General features: G+C 38.6%; 18 protein-coding genes. 13 read left to right on the top strand and 5 right to left on the bottom strand.

Annotation, left to right across the window (positions count from 1 at the left end; genetic code table 11):
* The first annotated feature begins 295 nt into the window (after positions 1 to 295).
* Complete coding sequence (locus BUB28_RS05440) at positions 296 to 1,738, top strand: leucine-rich repeat protein (RefSeq protein WP_072949614.1); 1,443 nt, start codon at positions 296 to 298, stop codon at positions 1,736 to 1,738.
* A 494-nt stretch (positions 1,739 to 2,232) separates the two neighbouring features.
* On the opposite strand, the gene BUB28_RS05435 is transcribed toward BUB28_RS05440, so the two are convergent.
* The 5 genes from BUB28_RS05435 to BUB28_RS05415 form a co-directional block, all read right to left on the bottom strand.
* On the bottom strand, positions 2,233 to 2,694 hold the full coding sequence (locus BUB28_RS05435) for a relaxase/mobilization nuclease domain-containing protein (protein ID WP_072949612.1): 462 nt from the start codon (positions 2,692 to 2,694) through the stop codon (positions 2,233 to 2,235).
* The gene (locus BUB28_RS05430; protein WP_072949610.1) at positions 2,694 to 3,026 is read right to left on the bottom strand and encodes a plasmid mobilization protein; all 333 of its coding nucleotides are present in this window, start codon (positions 3,024 to 3,026) and stop codon (positions 2,694 to 2,696) included. Before BUB28_RS05430 ends, BUB28_RS05435 begins: the two co-directional genes overlap by 1 nt.
* Before the next feature lie 17 nt (positions 3,027 to 3,043).
* Positions 3,044 to 3,502, bottom strand: coding sequence for a tyrosine-type recombinase/integrase (locus tag BUB28_RS05425; RefSeq protein ID WP_175547801.1), 459 nt, complete (start codon positions 3,500 to 3,502; stop codon positions 3,044 to 3,046).
* A gap of 197 nt (positions 3,503 to 3,699) precedes the next feature.
* The gene (locus tag BUB28_RS05420; RefSeq protein WP_242939939.1) at positions 3,700 to 4,107 is read right to left on the bottom strand and encodes a hypothetical protein; all 408 of its coding nucleotides are present in this window, start codon (positions 4,105 to 4,107) and stop codon (positions 3,700 to 3,702) included.
* 56 nt (positions 4,108 to 4,163) lie between these two features.
* Entirely contained in the window at positions 4,164 to 4,448 is a 285-nt protein-coding gene (locus BUB28_RS05415; RefSeq protein ID WP_072949608.1) for a DUF960 domain-containing protein, read from the bottom strand.
* Between the two features lie 168 nt (positions 4,449 to 4,616).
* Between BUB28_RS05415 and BUB28_RS05410 the strand changes: the two genes are divergently transcribed.
* The 12 genes from BUB28_RS05410 (at position 4,617) to BUB28_RS05355 (ending at position 15,817) form a co-directional block, all read left to right on the top strand.
* Positions 4,617 to 5,966, top strand: a complete 1,350-nt coding sequence (locus BUB28_RS05410; RefSeq protein ID WP_072949606.1) for a serine hydrolase domain-containing protein — start codon at positions 4,617 to 4,619, stop codon at positions 5,964 to 5,966.
* Positions 5,873 to 6,286, top strand: a complete 414-nt coding sequence (locus BUB28_RS05405) for a hypothetical protein (protein WP_072949605.1) — start codon at positions 5,873 to 5,875, stop codon at positions 6,284 to 6,286. Before BUB28_RS05410 ends, BUB28_RS05405 begins: the two co-directional genes overlap by 94 nt.
* Positions 6,287 to 6,383: 97 nt before the next feature.
* Positions 6,384 to 7,310: a DUF1848 domain-containing protein gene (locus BUB28_RS05400; protein ID WP_072949603.1), complete on the top strand. Its 927-nt coding sequence runs from the start codon at positions 6,384 to 6,386 to the stop codon at positions 7,308 to 7,310.
* A gap of 191 nt (positions 7,311 to 7,501) precedes the next feature.
* On the top strand, positions 7,502 to 7,777 hold the full coding sequence (locus BUB28_RS05395) for a hypothetical protein (RefSeq protein WP_072949601.1): 276 nt from the start codon (positions 7,502 to 7,504) through the stop codon (positions 7,775 to 7,777).
* 54 nt (positions 7,778 to 7,831) lie between these two features.
* Positions 7,832 to 8,833 carry a PD-(D/E)XK nuclease domain-containing protein gene (locus BUB28_RS05390; protein WP_072949599.1) on the top strand — a complete coding sequence of 334 codons (1,002 nt, stop codon included), beginning with the start codon at positions 7,832 to 7,834 and terminating at the stop codon, positions 8,831 to 8,833.
* A gap of 64 nt (positions 8,834 to 8,897) precedes the next feature.
* Entirely contained in the window at positions 8,898 to 9,191 is a 294-nt protein-coding gene (locus tag BUB28_RS05385) for a hypothetical protein (protein ID WP_139277513.1), read from the top strand.
* Between the two features lie 489 nt (positions 9,192 to 9,680).
* A complete protein-coding gene (locus BUB28_RS05380) occupies positions 9,681 to 10,970 on the top strand; it encodes an AAA family ATPase (protein ID WP_072949596.1) in 1,290 nt (429 codons plus the stop codon).
* The gene (locus BUB28_RS05375) at positions 10,963 to 11,586 is read left to right on the top strand and encodes a hypothetical protein (RefSeq protein WP_072949594.1); all 624 of its coding nucleotides are present in this window, start codon (positions 10,963 to 10,965) and stop codon (positions 11,584 to 11,586) included. Before BUB28_RS05380 ends, BUB28_RS05375 begins: the two co-directional genes overlap by 8 nt.
* Positions 11,580 to 12,326 (top strand): hypothetical protein, encoded by a 747-nt coding sequence (locus BUB28_RS05370; protein WP_072949593.1) that lies wholly within the window; start codon positions 11,580 to 11,582, stop codon positions 12,324 to 12,326. Before BUB28_RS05375 ends, BUB28_RS05370 begins: the two co-directional genes overlap by 7 nt.
* A gap of 288 nt (positions 12,327 to 12,614) precedes the next feature.
* Positions 12,615 to 13,064, top strand: a complete 450-nt coding sequence (locus tag BUB28_RS05365; RefSeq protein WP_072949591.1) for a DUF4869 domain-containing protein — start codon at positions 12,615 to 12,617, stop codon at positions 13,062 to 13,064.
* Positions 13,065 to 13,076: 12 nt separating this feature from the next.
* Complete coding sequence (locus BUB28_RS16965; RefSeq protein WP_072949589.1) at positions 13,077 to 14,063, top strand: hypothetical protein; 987 nt, start codon at positions 13,077 to 13,079, stop codon at positions 14,061 to 14,063.
* Between the two features lie 134 nt (positions 14,064 to 14,197).
* Positions 14,198 to 15,817, top strand: coding sequence for a hypothetical protein (locus BUB28_RS05355; protein ID WP_072949587.1), 1,620 nt, complete (start codon positions 14,198 to 14,200; stop codon positions 15,815 to 15,817).
* Positions 15,818 to 15,872: the final 55 nt, after the last annotated feature.

Below are 15,872 nucleotides of genomic sequence, written 5' to 3'. Positions count from 1 at the left end.
ATACCTGCGGACTCTATATATTCCGGACGCTTGTCCTCAGTTACTCGTGATTTGCAGCTTTTCATCAACAATAGATGTTCATTCCTCGACATATCGGGGAATTGTTAATATATTCCTTATTGATTTTTGGTGATAGTATATTGTATAATATTAAAAACGCGTAGTTTTCCCTTTTTATATCGTCTAATAAGTAAAGAATAACTGCACTGTATCAAATTGCTATCTTTTATATTGATGCAGAATTCAGCAAAGTATTAAAAATGAAACCGAATAAAAAACGAATAGGAGTAAGGTTATGAAAAAAGGAATATCATTTATTATGTCACTTGCAATCGTTGGTTCATGTTGTATGCTGAATAATACTGTTAATGACAGATGCTCAGCAATTACAGCAGTTGAGATCGTTGAACTCGGAACATATGAAGTTGATGAAAAAACATCATTTGAGTATACTGTTGATGAAAATGGTGATACCTTTATCCGCAGGTATACAGGTACTGCCGAAGCAGTTGTTATCCCTTCGGAGATCTACGGCAAAAAAGTTAACGGAATATCAGGCTCGGCGTTCTATAATCGTGCTGATGTAACTTCGGTCACTATACCTGACGGTATAACAACAATTTCAATGTCGGCTTTTGAGAAGTGTACAGGCTTAACGTCAATAACCATTCCCAACGACGTTAAAGAGATATCAAACAGCCTTTTCATGGATTGCAGCAGCTTAAAATCAGTTACGCTGCCTGACAGCATTGAGTACATCGATTATAAGGCTTTTAAAAACTGTACTGCATTAGAGTCTATCAATATTCCCCAAAATCTGGAATATGTTATGCCTGATGCGTTTGCAAATACCAAGTGGTACGACGATCAGCCTGACGGAATGCTCATCACAGGAAAGACAGTATATAAATATAAAGGATCAATGCCTGACAACACATCAATAGTTATTCCTGACGGTATCAAATGTATCGGCGGCGATGCTTTTGCAAACTGTATAAATCTGACCTCTGTAACGCTCCCCGATACTGTTGAATCCATAGAAAATAACGCTTTTGAAAAATGCATCAATCTTACCTCGGTAAATATCCCGAACTCAGTTAAAAACATGGGACATTATGCTTTCTGGGATTGTCAGGAACTGACTTCTGTAACGCTTCCTGAAGGGATACAATTAGGCTACGCTACTTTTAAAGGTTGTGTGAGCCTGACTTCAGTAACGCTTCCTGATAGTTTTCAGGTAGTTTTTCCGGAAACTTTTGCAGGCTGTACAAGTCTGACATCAATAACCCTTCCTGATAATATCAATGAGATTTCATTTAATGCCTTTAATGGCTGCACTAGCCTTGCTGAAATAGTCATTCCTCAAAATCTGACAGTGATCCTTGAAGGTGCATTTGGGGACTGCACAAACCTGACTAAAATAGTCATTCCCAAAAATACAGTAACTATCGTTGACAGTGCATTTGAGGGTCATAATCAGAATCTGACTATCTATGGATATAAGGGCTCTGAAGCCGAAAAACACGCTAATGATCATAATATCAAATTTGTTGCGCTTGATGCGGAAACTACCCAGAAAGCCGCTAAAACTACAGCAAAAGCTACGACCACAACGAAAACAACTACTACAAAAAGCAACTCTCCCGAGACAGGAGATAAAGGCAGTGCAGGACTTGTTTCGGCTGGTTTAGCTGCATCTGTACTTGCATTCGTATCATTCAAGAAGAGAAGAAAATAACAAAAAGCCCCTATGGTAAATTGAATTAAGAAATGAACTGGCTTCGCAATTCAAGCGGAGTCAGTTTTGTTTGATTCATACCGGTATTACTCCTGATAAGCTTATAAGCAACAGAAGGCTTGAATTCCTCGATAAACTTGTTAAGCGACTTAGTGGCAGTATTGCCTGCCTTGATATCATAATCTCCTGTTTCTTTTGTGACTGCCTTTGCTTCACAACGGACATGATATTAATTTTTGATATTTTACATCAAATATGTATATATTATAAAATATATTATTAAACTTGTCAACATCTGAAGCCGCTGATGATCTTTGTTCCCTTAGATGATTTTCGGCTGCAGAAACGCCTTTGATACAGTAATAGCTTTCATATATAGCTTATAGGAAATGAGACAAGGTTATGAAAAAGCTTGTTGATAAAGAAATTTGTTTACAAAAAAATGATATATAATTAATGAGAATGTGTTATATTTATAATAGAATGTCATGACGTTACATTATCCTGCCTGACAGTGCTTTATTGACATAAAGTTTAAAGCGGTTTAGCTGGCTTATGCTCTGTGAAAATTTGTGTCCATCAACGAATGAAACACAATTACGGAGTATGTGAAAGTGCCTTTTACCGGTATCAAAATGCATAGATACTGTGCAATGGAAACCATCCTCGTAAATGGGAACAGCTATTTCTTTAACCACTTCGAAAAATTTCTCATCTGAAATGTCATTTCCGACTGGAGTAGGTGACAGTATCATTTGAGTATACTGTCGACCGCTTGTCTTGCCAAAAATGTTCTTTAAAGCAACCATTTCGGCAAACGGATCATCTGTGATCGATTCAAACGCATATACAAAATGCTTATTCTTAGTCTTGAAAGGGTCAGTTGCGTAGTCATACATAGATTTGAAGTCGTTGATGGTACGATTGTCCCCTTGACGAGCAATGAGTAATGACATTAATCTTCCTCCTCATCGGCATTGTTGATGATTGTTAGTTGCTGCGATATTTCAACAAATTTTGTCATGATATCCTTTATTCCTGCAATCAGCTCGTGGCCAAGAGCATCTGATATTTTTCCGTTTCTTAATGCCGCGTTAATCTTGTCATTTATTTCTATGAGGTTGCGAGGAATGTATCCTCCCTTGTCGAGGAATATGACCTTACCTTCTTCAGTTGCTATTGTTCTCAGGTATTTACTAAGATCTGTGTTGGCTTTAGCTGAATTGTCAAGCATAATCTGCTTTTCTTCAGGTGTTGCCTTAAACTGTACATTTTCACTGCGTTTCATATGAACGCCCTCCTTTATCATCTGATAGAATGAGGTGTTTTGGGATCACATAACCCTAAAAACGTCTTTTGTGAGTATTCTCCTGTTCTGTCACTGAATCTGTTTACGGCTTGTACTACTTTTAGCCATGCATGATCTTTAGACTCAAGGTGAACATATGCCCATTTCAAACCAAACATTTCGCCTTGCCTCATTCCGGTATAAAGTGCAAGAAGTACAGGCATTTCAAGGCGTTCTCCCTTCAAGGCATCTTGCAGTAACTTTTGCTCATCAAGAGTAAGATACCTCATTTCACTCTTTTTACGTTTTGGAAGGGTAACGAAGTCAGTAGGGTTTTTAGTGATCATTTCAAGATGAACAGCTTTATTTAACGCTCTGTGTATCATGTCATGCATATTTTTTATTGTTTGGGGACTCAGCCCACCAGAACCGTTTAATTTACTGTTTTTTAATTTCTCGTTAAAAAACACCTGCATAGTAGAAGTGTTTAGATCACAAAGTTTGTATCCGCCTATGGTATTATCTCTTCCAAACAGTATTTCTTATGAAACTCAAGACTCATGGGATGAGTTACTATCTCCATGCCGTCATCAAGAGAACCGTCACCTTTGATGTAGATATGCTCGTTATCCTTATTGGCAATAGCAAGTATCTCATCGGCGTTGACCCACGTCTATTTCAAGCTCAACGCCGAAGTAGCGCTGACTGTCGCCGTAAAATATCGGCTCGGGCTTGTAGCCGTAGTCATGTATGGAGCGGCATTTGTCCACTTCATCGTGATAACACTCACTGCAATAATCGTATCCGTCAAGATGATAAGCATCGTCTTCATGGAGCAAAGCATCGCAGCATGAGCAGCGAGTGTAGTGGTTGTGATAACATGATGAACATAAGTTGGTGTACTCGTCACCGTAGCTCTATCATTTGTCCAGATAACAGAGCCGCAGCGGTCATAGGTAGTAGTATGATTTTCAACACAGTCTGAGCAGACAACTTCACCGTTTATTGTTTCATAATCCTCATCTTCACCTATGACAGCGCCGCAGTGTGAGCAATACAGGACGTTATTGTTTTCTTCCATTGTTTTAAACCTCCGAAAAATGAAAAGAGCCAGCCCACGAATGGCTGACATTAGTTTTAATATTCGCTTGATAAGAGCATAGTGCTATGGTCACCGTCATCAATGATATACATCTTTTCTGTTATAGGTGCATCTGACGGTATCATGTACACCTTTCGATATTCTGGTTCTTCCGAGCTGTGTGTTATACATTGCATAGAACCCGACGGACTCAGCTCAAATACCTGTAAGTAGTCCTTCGGAGCAGGCATACGGTCAACGCACTCCCACAGGAACAATTGCAGCTCCAAAGGGATAGTGCTGTCTACGCTATAGGTCAGATAGCGTTCGTTATTGAACATGGCTTATTTCTCCTTTCTAATAATATTTTGGTGACAAAAGCTTCTGTCATTATAATAATATACATATAGAAAATCCAAATAACAGGAATTTCAAATGCGCTATCGACATTGCTTGACAGTTTTTTGTTTCAATGCTATAATTAGGGAAAAATCGGAGGTGTATCAACGATGTCCAATAAGATTTCAAAAATAATATCTTTATTAACAGCTGCAACAATGCTTCTTCCGACAGCATCATGCGGAAATAAGAATTCAGCTAATACCATTTCAGGCATAAAGCTTTCAGAATCCGTGAGATCATGGTCAAATAAGGAAGATAAATATTCCGAGCTGCTTGAAAAATATGGTACAAATAAATGCAACGGTGCTATGGTAGTTGCTACAGATGATGATATTGTATATTTGTATTGCGGAAACGCCACTGAAAAAGACGGTAAAACTCCTGTATCTCAGGACACTGTATTTGACATTGCTTCCGCAAGCAAAACTTTCACCGCAGTATGTATATTGCAGCTTGCAGAGAGTGGCAAGTTAAGCATAGATGATACTCTTGACAAATATTTCCCAGAGTATGAAACCGGAAAAGACATTACGATATATAACCTTCTGCATATGAGAACAGGTATTTCAGATTACATAAACAATCCCGATCCATTCTGGAATATTTCGGGTGCGGAAGCAGCAAATAAGCAGCTTAGCGATATTCTTCAGGACAGAACTACTGATGAGCAATTCCTGAAGGCATTGTATAATGCACCATTGCTGTTTGAGCCAGGTACTCAATTCAGTTACAGCAATACGAATTACCGCCTGCTGGCATTTATTATTGAGCAGGTAACAGGTATGAAGTACTGTGATTACGTTCAAAAGAATATATTTGATAAATGCGGCATGAAAAAGACCACATCAATGGCCAAAGATGATATGACATATGTTCCTGTAAATTATGAAGAACAGGCTTCTTACGGCTTCACTGATGAAAACGGATACCCTGCCTGTCCTAATAACTCCAGAGGCGACGGTGGTATACATTCCTGCATTTCAGATATGGTGGCATTTGACCGTGCCCTTTTCGGAGGAAAGTTGCTTAATAAGCAATCAATGGAAACATTGCTTAATGATGATGATGGTTACTGCTGCGGACTTTACAGAGATAAGAACGGCTACTCTCATGATGGTTCATCGCTGACCTGCTCGGCAAATAACAAGATATTTGAATCCGAGAAATTCGGATATGTCTATCTGATAACACTAAAACGTACAGAAGATACGGTTCAGAACAATGCCGATATTGCAGAGCCTTTGAAAGACACAGGCTATACCGAGGGTACTGTAAATAACGGGGTGTATGTCAATGAATACGCAGGCATAAAAATGACTTTACCCGAAGGATCGTACATGGAAGCAGTGATCTCGGGTCGGCTATGTCAGGCTTTGAAGAAGAAAACAAAAGGATCGAATCTGCTAAAAAATGCGACAGCTTATTCTATGACGGAAACGGCAGCGGAAATGCAATAGAAATTGATTTTCTGAATACAAATCTTGCTGTTCCGGATGACAGCGACTATACCGAGGAAGAATACCTTAATGATTATATTGATCTACTGGCTCGTGCAGGTGAAAATGATCAGGATGGCTGGTCAATAATAAGCAGAGACATAAGTAAAGCCACTCTCGGAGACAAAGAATATATCTGTGCAAAGGCTGTTATCGATTATCACGGTAATACTGAATTTCATTACTTTGCAAGAAAGATCGATGATGAGCTTATGTGCATTATCATGATGAGCCTCACTGATAATGAGAGCATTTTGGATTTTGAAAAGCTGTTTGAATAATATTTCTATTATCTTATTACCGTCCCATTACGGGACGGTATGATATTATAAAAGCAGCTGCACCGTTAATGATGCAGCTGAGAGAATAAGGAGAATTATGATACTAAACACAGGAATGAGAACTGATATCCCCGCATTTTACTCTGAATGGTTCATGAACAGGATCAGGGCAGGATATGTTCTTGTGCGGAATCCCTATCGTCAGGACTGGATAACCCGATATGAGCTTGATCCTGATGTTGTGGACTGTATATCTTTCTGCACTAAGAATCCCGCCCCAATGCTGAAACACCTTGACGAGCTCAGTCGTTTCAATCAGTATTGGTTCGTGACAATAACTTCCTATGGCAATGACATTGAGCCTAACGTTCCGCCGAAAGAAAAGGTTATGCAGGACTTTATTACGCTGTCGAAAGCTGTAGGAGTCAACTGTATCGGCTGGAGGTATGATCCGATATTTGTTGACAGTACATATACTGTAGAACGCCACATATCCGACTTCGAGGAGATGTGCAGAACTCTTTCAGGTTATACTACAGTATGCGTTATCAGCTTCATCGATATGTATGAAAAGGTTCTTCGCAACTTTCCGCAAGTCAGGACTGTGACTCCGCAGGAGCGTATAGCTATCGGAAAAGCTTTTGCAGATATCGGTAAGCGTTACGGCATCACGATAAAAGTCTGTGCTGAGGGAAACGACCTTGAACCATACGGCGTGGACTGTAACGGCTGCATGACGAAAGAGACATTTGAGGCTGCAATTGGCTGTTCTCTGAATGTACCCAAAAAGAGATCCCTGCGTTCGGAATGCAGCTGCATTCTTGGTACTGATATAGGCGCTTACGATACTTGTGCTCATCTTTGCCGTTACTGCTACGCCAACTCTAACAGAAATAACGTAAGACGGAACATGAGCTTACACGATCCGGCTTCTCCGTTTCTTGTAGGAACTTTACACGATGGGGAAGTGATACATCAGGCGGAGCAGGTAAGCTGGATCGATAACCAGTTAACTTTTTTCTGAATATTGTTATTTTACTCCCGAATAATCGGGAGGTTTTTTTATTTGAAAAAAGTACTATATAGTAAATTCTGTAATACAAACGTTCTATACTTATATCCTGTGATTAATATATTTAATCATATATACTGATTACGGGTTTACAAGTACATGAACTAAATACAGGATTAATATTTAGTATAGGAGGGATCTGTATGAAAGATCATAAAGAAGAAAGCAAAATGCTGTCATTCAGAGTTCCTAAATCTGTGATAAAGGATCTCGAGGATACAGCAAAGGAAAACAACAGAACACGTTCTGAGGAGGCGTTATACCGAATCAAACATTATCCAGTTCCGCTTACTCCATCACTTATGGGTGAACTGGAGAATGCAAAGAACCAAAAGTATGGCAATCTGAAGCCAGATATGCCGCCAGAAGCAATACAAACATATGAGGAGGTTGCAAGTTTATGGAGACGCTTAAAGTAATTTTACACACAAATGGTGATGACAAGTGCTTAGAACATGTAGTGAATTATCCTATTGGAAAGGATCTTTACCGGTGTGAACAATTTTGCATCATATTCTGTAATGGATGAGGAGTTTTCACAATATTTTGGTTTTACACAGGTTGAAGTGGAGAAATTCCTTGCTGATTATGAGCTTTCGGATAAAATTGGGATTGTCAAGGAATGGTATGATGGATATTTGTTCGGAAACACGGAAATGTACTGTCCTTGGGATGTTTCAAACTATATTAAAGCACTAACGACCAACAGAAACAAGGAACCCAAGAACTACTGGGAAAACACAAGCAGCAACAGTGATATCAAAGCATTTTTTGAGATGCCGAACTGTGACCCATCGGAGAAGTTTGAAGCTCTTCTGAATGGCGGCACAATTTTAGAAACGGTTACCGATGCTTTGACCTATGAACAGGCGTATGATTCCGAGAGCAATCTGTGGAGCGTTCTGCTGATGACAGGATATGTGACTCCGGTTCGACATGATCAGGTTTCCTCAAAGCAAAAGGAAATGCGTATTCCAAACAAAGAAGTTGCAGATATCTTCCAGACTGCTGTGGTGGATCAGTTTAAGGCTTCGGTTGATGAAACCGAACTGCATGATTTGATGACTGCACTATGGAGTGGACAGGAAGAACGTGCAAGTATAATTCTTTCTGATTTACTTTGGAGCACCATCAGCTATAATGATTATCATGAGGACTATTATCATACTTTCCTTGCAGGAATATTTGTAGGACGCGGTGGATATGCCGTGGATTCCAATAAGGAACGAGGACTTGGCAGACCGGATATTGACCTTCGTGATAAGAGAAATCGCAGATGCATGATCATTGAAGCAAAGCATTCTGAGAGCGAAAAAGACATGGGGAATGATTGCGATAAGGCGATCAAGCAGCTCAGAGATAATCAGTATGCGTTAAAGCTGACTGGATATACACAGGTTTTGCGATATGGTGTCGCTTTCTATCAGAAGCAGGCTATGATAAAACTGGATAAGGAAGATCTGGAAACTAAATAAAACCGAAAATAAGCGAATGGAAGATTGGCTCACACTGATCAATGCAGAAACGGAGGGCGATTTTATGGCACTTCAGCAGAGTACATCAATTCCGGAAATCCAGAAGACTATTGTAATTCTTCGTGAGATGAGTGCTGACGAGCAGATTCGTGAAGAAGCACGCCGCCGTGAGAAACGCTTGCACGATGAAGCAACTGCACTGAATTTTGCGAGAAAAGAAGGTGTTGCTGAGGGTGAAGCAAGAGGCAGAGTTGAAGGCGAAACAAGCGCTTTTGCAACTGTTATTGAAACTATGCGCAAGAACGGTTTCACCGAAGAACAGATTAAACTTGCCCTTGGCGAGAACTACACAGGCTAACACCATATTCTCCTAAAAACGGTATGAATTTAGGAGAATAACTGCGATTTAGGAGAAAAAATAGGAATAATAACCACCTCCGCCCACTGAGCGACTGCCGAAAAGATTGGCAGCAGCTTAGTGGGTAATTTTATTTATATGGTGAAGAGGCGTTTCAGTTTAAGGATAATGCAATATTGATAACAATACCATTTGCACGACTCAACTTGTGGAATTCAACTTATGGAAATCCACAAGATAATCCACAAGAAGATCTCCAAATTGCTGATAACGTGTCTGTTAGAATAATAGAATTTTGCAAAGAAGATCTCCGAGTTCTTCCTGTGACATATTACGCTCTGTGCGGAAGTGCCTGATTCTTACACACAGGGAGTGATTTGTATCAATTATTAAGCAAAAGCAGATTGTGCATATTTTTTATGAAAAATACTTGCATAAAATATTGTTTAGTGGTATAATAAAGAAAATGAAGTATTAGGAGCTGATATAATGCTTATCTCTTTAAAGGTCAATAACTGCTTTATTTATAACACGGAAACAGAGTTTACTATGCGCTCTGATATGCGAAACAAGCATTTTCCAAGCAATGTAGTCTCCGTAAACTCCACTAACGTATTGAAATCTGCAATAATTATGGGACCGAATAATGTCGGAAAGACTAACTTTGTTAAATGCATTGATGCTGTAAGGGGCATCATGCTCAATGAGGGAAAGCGAATGGTTCCGAATATATTCAATGCAGATAAGAATTGCGAATTCGCAATATCTTTCTGCGATAACAGTTTTGAATACAGCTTTGAGCTGAAGTACGATTTCCCTAAGAATGACTATATTTTCGAGAAGTTCTCAAAAATCACCTATGATGTCCATAAGAACAAGAAGGAAACGATAATTCTGCTCAGGGATACCAAAAACAAGGAATACATCTGCAATACAGAAGACGAGGAAGAAAAGAATGCTGTTATTTCAGCAATGAAGGTAACTGCAAAAAATAACCTTTTGATCTACCTTCTTGATACCTCTCAGTTCTCTGTTTTGTCTGATATAAAGGATATCATTACCTCATTTGCCAAGAAGATAGATATCGTGGATATGAATAATATTCCGATGAAAAAGACTATCGAAATGCTAAAGATATCCGATGACAAGACACAAAAGATAGTTAATTTCATTATTAATGCTGACCTGTACCTTGAGAATTATCAGTATCTTAAAGCTGGTAATGCCGATAATGATATCATTAAGGTATTAGATCCGAATGGTGAATTAAATTTACAGGAAAAGGTTTTAAAATGCTCAGAAACATTTATGGATCAGCTCCATTTGTTCTCGACCTATAAAGGTCTGACTGTTCCAAGTCTTACTTTTGACTCAACCGGCACCAAGAAGATAGCTTGCCTTGCAAGTTATGTGATAGACGCTCTTGAAAACGGACGTATCCTTGTTGTAGATGAGCTTGATAACAGCCTGCATTTCAAGCTCGTTAGAGCTATAATAGCTATGTTTAACAACGAGCTCAACACAAAGGCACAGCTTATCTGCACGGTTCACGATATTACTCTGCTTGATTGCCAGAAGCTGTTCAGAAAAGAGCAGATATGGTTTGCTCATAAAGACATGGAGAATGCGTATCTGTATTCATTATCTGAGTTCACAGCTGAAAAGGACGGAGTAAGAGATACGAGCGACCTTGTTGAAAAATACAAGCGTGGCGTATTTGGTGCTCTACCTGAGCCTGATTTGTTTGAGTCTTTGCTGGAGGTGCAGAATAATGGCTAAACCTCCAATTAGTTATAGACACAGAGTATGTGTTATATGCGAAGGACTTGAAGATACTGAATACTTCAACAGGCTTCTTCAGCTGAATGTATGGCGTACAGACATTTATGACTTCTATCCGATTAACGCCAAAAGTGCTTCAAATATTTTCGCAAGATATCAAGATGCGTACAATAATGACGCTTACGAAGTTATATTGGTATTCTGCGATACAGACAAGGCTCCATACAGAGAGTATTCTTTGATCAAGAGCAAGATCAACGGTTTTCATGCTAAAACCGGAGTAACCGACAAGGTGGTCATCTTCGCCGATCCATGTACAATGCAGATCGTTCTGTCGCATTTTGGCGATGCAGATCTGCGAAATCAAGGAAAAAAGACTAATGGAAAAATAATAGAGGAACTAACCGGAGTTGCCAATTATGATGCTCATGCTGAGCAGGTCAAGGAGCTTTGCTCAAAGATATTCAAGCGAAGCTATCCAGAAATGCGTGAACGTGTAAAAGAAATGGATAAGGGTGATGAAGTATCAGGAAGCACGAATTTCATTCATTTCCTTGATAAGTTTGAAAATGAGGATACTTCATGGATAAGTGATATAAAGGAATTATGTTGAAAAATGTATTCGAGTCTGATGAATTAATTATATCCCGTCCAAATCCAGAGCTTTTGGATCAAATTACAAGACATAATCAAAAAATCGAAAAGGTTGAAAAAAATACAAAGTGGATCGCTATTGCCTTTGTCCTTTTTATGGCAATTCTTTGGATTGGCGGCGATCTTGCAGGATGGAATTCAGGCTTAATCATGTTATCCGGATTGCTTACAATATTCGGATTTCCGCTGATCTGGGGATTATGCGCGATATGGATCAGCAGACCTTCCGTAAAGCGGCATTCAGAAGAAATGTGTACAATGGCTTTATCCGAAATAAGTATTCCGGATGACAGCGACGAAATAGAACTGTTATTTCCAAAGCTATTACAGGATGATTTTTACCGAAAAAAGGAGCTTCCGTTTACGAATGGTATGTACCTCACTTACACTGACAATGAGGCTTTGTATTTTGTTGATGTTACCGGAACAGTAAGGATACCATACTCACTCATGAGTCCATGGTCAGAATCAGATAACAAGGCTAAAACTCGTCATTGGATACGCAGCGTATCTCCGTCATCGTATTCCAAAGTCGGAGTTAAGAAGAAAAGCAGCCTTTTTTCTCTGATACCCGTTATAGGTAGTTTTATACCAGATCACTACTTGATTCCATATTCATATTCTGTCATTCGCACTGTAAATTCGGAGTATGTGTTATGTATTCCGTCATACGAATTAGACAATCTCCCGAAACTTTAATTTAACACCAACACTGTCAAATCACTTTAATTTTATAAATGAAGAATCATTGAACGAATGGCTGTCAGAAGCCGATGAGAATGATCCTATAAGGTGCGTTTTTTGAAATGTTAGATACATGATGCCTATAAAAGGACCATCTGATTATCCTGTGCCTTCTACGGAGACATCAGCCTGAGAAAGCTGAATGGTCTGAATAGAAATTATACTTGATATTCAAATAATAAAATGCTATAATATCTATAACATGACTTATCTCTATAATACGCAAGAAAGGAAGCAATTTTAATGCTCAGAATATTCTACGGCGAACTCGATACTCCGGAATACATCTTTAATACAGATGTTTATTTTAATAATACATATGATGATGAATGGATCACAGATCCGATGTCTGTAAAGATGATCAAGGATATTGACGGATCTGAGGTCAAGGGTGCGAGACTCATAGATAGTCCGTATCTCGGTGGGATTCCAACGGAACGACTTTCCGGGGGAGTTAAAACGCTCATGCTTATGAAGTTTGACTCAGAGCATATCTTCAATGCATCAGCTTGCGGAGATAACTGTGCTTCTTGGATACTCAAGATCGCTGAAGAGAAAGATTTAACGATCAGACTTGGGTATCTAATGGATTTTGGCGATGATACTTTTGAAATTGAGATCGTTAATCTTCATAAGATAGTTCACACTATGAAAGAGCTGAATGAAGCAGTGCTTGACAACAGACTTATATGAGGTAATGGTTTTATGATTGGAAAATATGATATTGAACTATATAATAATAAGGTGCATTATTTTCTGACCGTAAAGAGAAATATAACCATGCTTCAGGGAAATAGTGCAACAGGAAAAACAGAACTTATAAGGTTAATTGGTGATTATGAAGCGAATGGAGCGTCTTCAGGTATTACGATGATTTGCGACGTAAAATGTACAGTTCTTACTTCAATTGATTGGGAATTAAGATTATCAAGACTGAAACAGCATATAGTATTCATAGACGAAACGGCTTCATTTCTGAAAACAAAAAGATTTGCCGAATTGGTTAATGGTTCAGATAACTATTTTGTGATAGTAACTCGTGATGAATTGAGTCAATTGCCCTATAGCGTAGAAGAGATATACGGTCTTAGAAATGTATCTGATAATCAGAAGTATAAAAGCTATAAACGAGTTTATAATGAGATGTATAAGCTTTACAATTTCGATGTAACTGAGGATTATGAACCAGAAATAGTTATCTCAGAAGATTCAAATGCTGGTCATGATTTTTTTGATCTTATCTATCCGAATAGATGTATATCTGCACAAGGCAAAAGCAATATATATCATATGATCAGAGAGTCTCAGGAAAAACAAATACTTGCAATTGTAGACGGTGCTGCATTTGGACCTGAAATGGGAAAGATATATCGTTATCTTATGTCAAGTCAAATAAACTGTGTTCTATATGCACCTGAATCATTCGAATTTCTGCTGTTAAGCGCGGGGATTGTAGATGTTTCAAATGAGATACTTGAAAAGACGTATATGTATGCTGATAGTTCTAAGTATTTGAGCTGGGAAGCGTATTATACTTATTATCTATCTGAAGTAACAAGAAATACTGTGTTTCAGTATAATAAATCCAGATTACCAGCCGCATATAAAACAAGTGGTGCTCTATCAAGAGTATTAGCTTTAATGCCAGATAAGATAAAGTTAAAAACAACTCATAATGATTTGGCTGATTAAGTTCGATAATGTTTTATTCAGTCAAGGAGATTTGTTGGCAAATTAATATGAATACATATTCGCTTAAATTTTTCAGTTTTTTCTTGACAAAGTAATCATAAGAAAATTCATTAGTATTGATCGGGGCGATTGATATGTTCAGCTTTCTAAAGCACAAAAATGAAAAAGTCTCTCCTGATCCGCAGCTGATAGTCCATACGGATAAAGCATATGAGAAAAAGCTCCCTACAATTGGCGAGGAGCGTATAACACTATCTGTAAATGAACTTCTGGACGGAAAATATACTTATGCACAGCTTCTGCTGGAAAACTTCTTCTATGTAAACAAGAAACTTCAGAAGATCGTAGCTCAGTCTCTGCTTGAAATGCTAAACAGCCTTTCAGCGAAGAAGTGGTATACTTTTTCCGATTCATGCCGAGGCTACTGTCGCTCAAACTATCTTATTCCCAGAAGCATATCTCAGGCTGACCTTACAATAGAAAAATATCCTCATTTATCGGACGAGGAGTTCGCTGCACTGCTTAGCATTGGAACATTTCACTACAACGGTTATTTCAGAGAGGAGTGCTTGCGTAAGCTTGCTGATTATAACGATCATCTTCGCTATTTCTACATCCGCATGAACGACTGGGTGAAGGAAATACGTGATGCTTCTACTGAGATTTTAAAAGAGCTTTTGCCTAAATGCTCACTGTACCACATTATCAGAGACACCTCAATATTTGAAAGGCTTCATTTCAGTAACAGGCGTTCGGAAAAGCATTTTGATGAGATATTTTCAATAATATGCGAAAGAATAAAAAATGAACTCAATGCTGAACACATAAGGCAGTTACTTGGAGAAGAGCCTTTTGTAAGAAATTCTTTCTACAGATTCGGATGTCAGAACGAGCTCTTCAGCAAAGAAATACTTGAGTTTATTATTGAACACGAACCCTTCGGCAACAGCAAGGAGCGTGTACTCTTGCATAAGCTCAGTAAATTCGGCTGTTCCGATAGTGATTATGAAAGATATATACGTCACAAGTGTCCCAATGTCAGATATATTGCTCTGCTTAAGAGATACGAAAAACTCAATAACGCATGGGACGGACTTGAAGAACTTCTTACTGATAACGCCTCAAAGGTCAGATCGCTTACAGCTTTTATAATGAAAAAGTTTAAAGGTTTTGACGCACGTAATTACTATCTCGGACTTCTCGGTACGAAAAACACGTCAATAGCTCTTAATGACCTTGGAACATACGGCACAAAGGCAGATGCGGAAACAGTAAAAAACTTTGTTTTCTCAGATAATAACTCCATAGCACTAAAAGCCCTTCATTCTTACGGTAAGCTCATGGGAGCGGACGGAGCAGATTTTTACTGGGAGCAGTTATGCTCCGAAGATACCCAAATGTGCATTGAAGCTTACCGTATAATCACATCAAACCGTATATTATTTGTTACTGATAGTATATGGAAAGAATATCAGCTTCGTTCAGGAACTGTAAATGGAAACTATTTCATTTTTCTGCTTTGCAATCAGACGGACTGGGAGAGAATGAAATATCTTGTAAAGCTATACGCTGATGAAACTCTTGATGATACTCTGAAAGCAAAAGTATCTTTTTCATTGCATCGCAGAAATATGTATAAAGTACTCCCAGCTAAGACCGCCAACGAGCTGACCTCGGTAATCTATGAGCATAAGAATAAGCTCGGAAAACTTGCTGATGAACTTCTTTTTGATATATCAAAAGCAAAAAGATAAGACGTGGCTTATGGATTCAAGCGACTTTTGGGATGCTCGCAAAGAACATGGTAAA

It is taken from the genome of Ruminococcus flavefaciens (assembly GCF_900143025.1).
Lineage (GTDB): Bacteria > Bacillota > Clostridia > Oscillospirales > Ruminococcaceae > Ruminococcus > Ruminococcus flavefaciens_I.
Note: the sequence above shows the minus strand (reverse complement) of the source record. Positions and strands in the feature narration are given on the sequence as shown.

Excerpts from the sequence above, each read along its gene's own strand:
- BUB28_RS05440 (WP_072949614.1), top strand. The coding sequence starts at position 296 with ATGAAAAAAGGAATATCATTTATTATGTCACTTGCAATCGTTGGTTCA.
- BUB28_RS05435 (WP_072949612.1), bottom strand. The coding sequence starts at position 2,694 with ATGTCATTACTCATTGCTCGTCAAGGGGACAATCGTACCATCAACGAC.
- BUB28_RS05430 (WP_072949610.1), bottom strand. The coding sequence starts at position 3,026 with ATGAAACGCAGTGAAAATGTACAGTTTAAGGCAACACCTGAAGAAAAG.
- BUB28_RS05425 (WP_175547801.1), bottom strand. The coding sequence starts at position 3,502 with ATGCAGGTGTTTTTTAACGAGAAATTAAAAAACAGTAAATTAAACGGT.
- BUB28_RS05420 (WP_242939939.1), bottom strand. The coding sequence starts at position 4,107 with ATGGAAGAAAACAATAACGTCCTGTATTGCTCACACTGCGGCGCTGTC.
- BUB28_RS05415 (WP_072949608.1), bottom strand. The coding sequence starts at position 4,448 with ATGTTCAATAACGAACGCTATCTGACCTATAGCGTAGACAGCACTATC.
- BUB28_RS05410 (WP_072949606.1), top strand. The coding sequence starts at position 4,617 with ATGTCCAATAAGATTTCAAAAATAATATCTTTATTAACAGCTGCAACA.
- BUB28_RS05405 (WP_072949605.1), top strand. The coding sequence starts at position 5,873 with ATGTCAGGCTTTGAAGAAGAAAACAAAAGGATCGAATCTGCTAAAAAA.
- BUB28_RS05400 (WP_072949603.1), top strand. The coding sequence starts at position 6,384 with ATGATACTAAACACAGGAATGAGAACTGATATCCCCGCATTTTACTCT.
- BUB28_RS05395 (WP_072949601.1), top strand. The coding sequence starts at position 7,502 with ATGAAAGATCATAAAGAAGAAAGCAAAATGCTGTCATTCAGAGTTCCT.
- BUB28_RS05385 (WP_139277513.1), top strand. The coding sequence starts at position 8,898 with ATGGCACTTCAGCAGAGTACATCAATTCCGGAAATCCAGAAGACTATT.
- BUB28_RS05380 (WP_072949596.1), top strand. The coding sequence starts at position 9,681 with ATGCTTATCTCTTTAAAGGTCAATAACTGCTTTATTTATAACACGGAA.
- BUB28_RS05375 (WP_072949594.1), top strand. The coding sequence starts at position 10,963 with ATGGCTAAACCTCCAATTAGTTATAGACACAGAGTATGTGTTATATGC.
- BUB28_RS05370 (WP_072949593.1), top strand. The coding sequence starts at position 11,580 with ATGTTGAAAAATGTATTCGAGTCTGATGAATTAATTATATCCCGTCCA.
- BUB28_RS05365 (WP_072949591.1), top strand. The coding sequence starts at position 12,615 with ATGCTCAGAATATTCTACGGCGAACTCGATACTCCGGAATACATCTTT.
- BUB28_RS16965 (WP_072949589.1), top strand. The coding sequence starts at position 13,077 with ATGATTGGAAAATATGATATTGAACTATATAATAATAAGGTGCATTAT.
- BUB28_RS05355 (WP_072949587.1), top strand. The coding sequence starts at position 14,198 with ATGTTCAGCTTTCTAAAGCACAAAAATGAAAAAGTCTCTCCTGATCCG.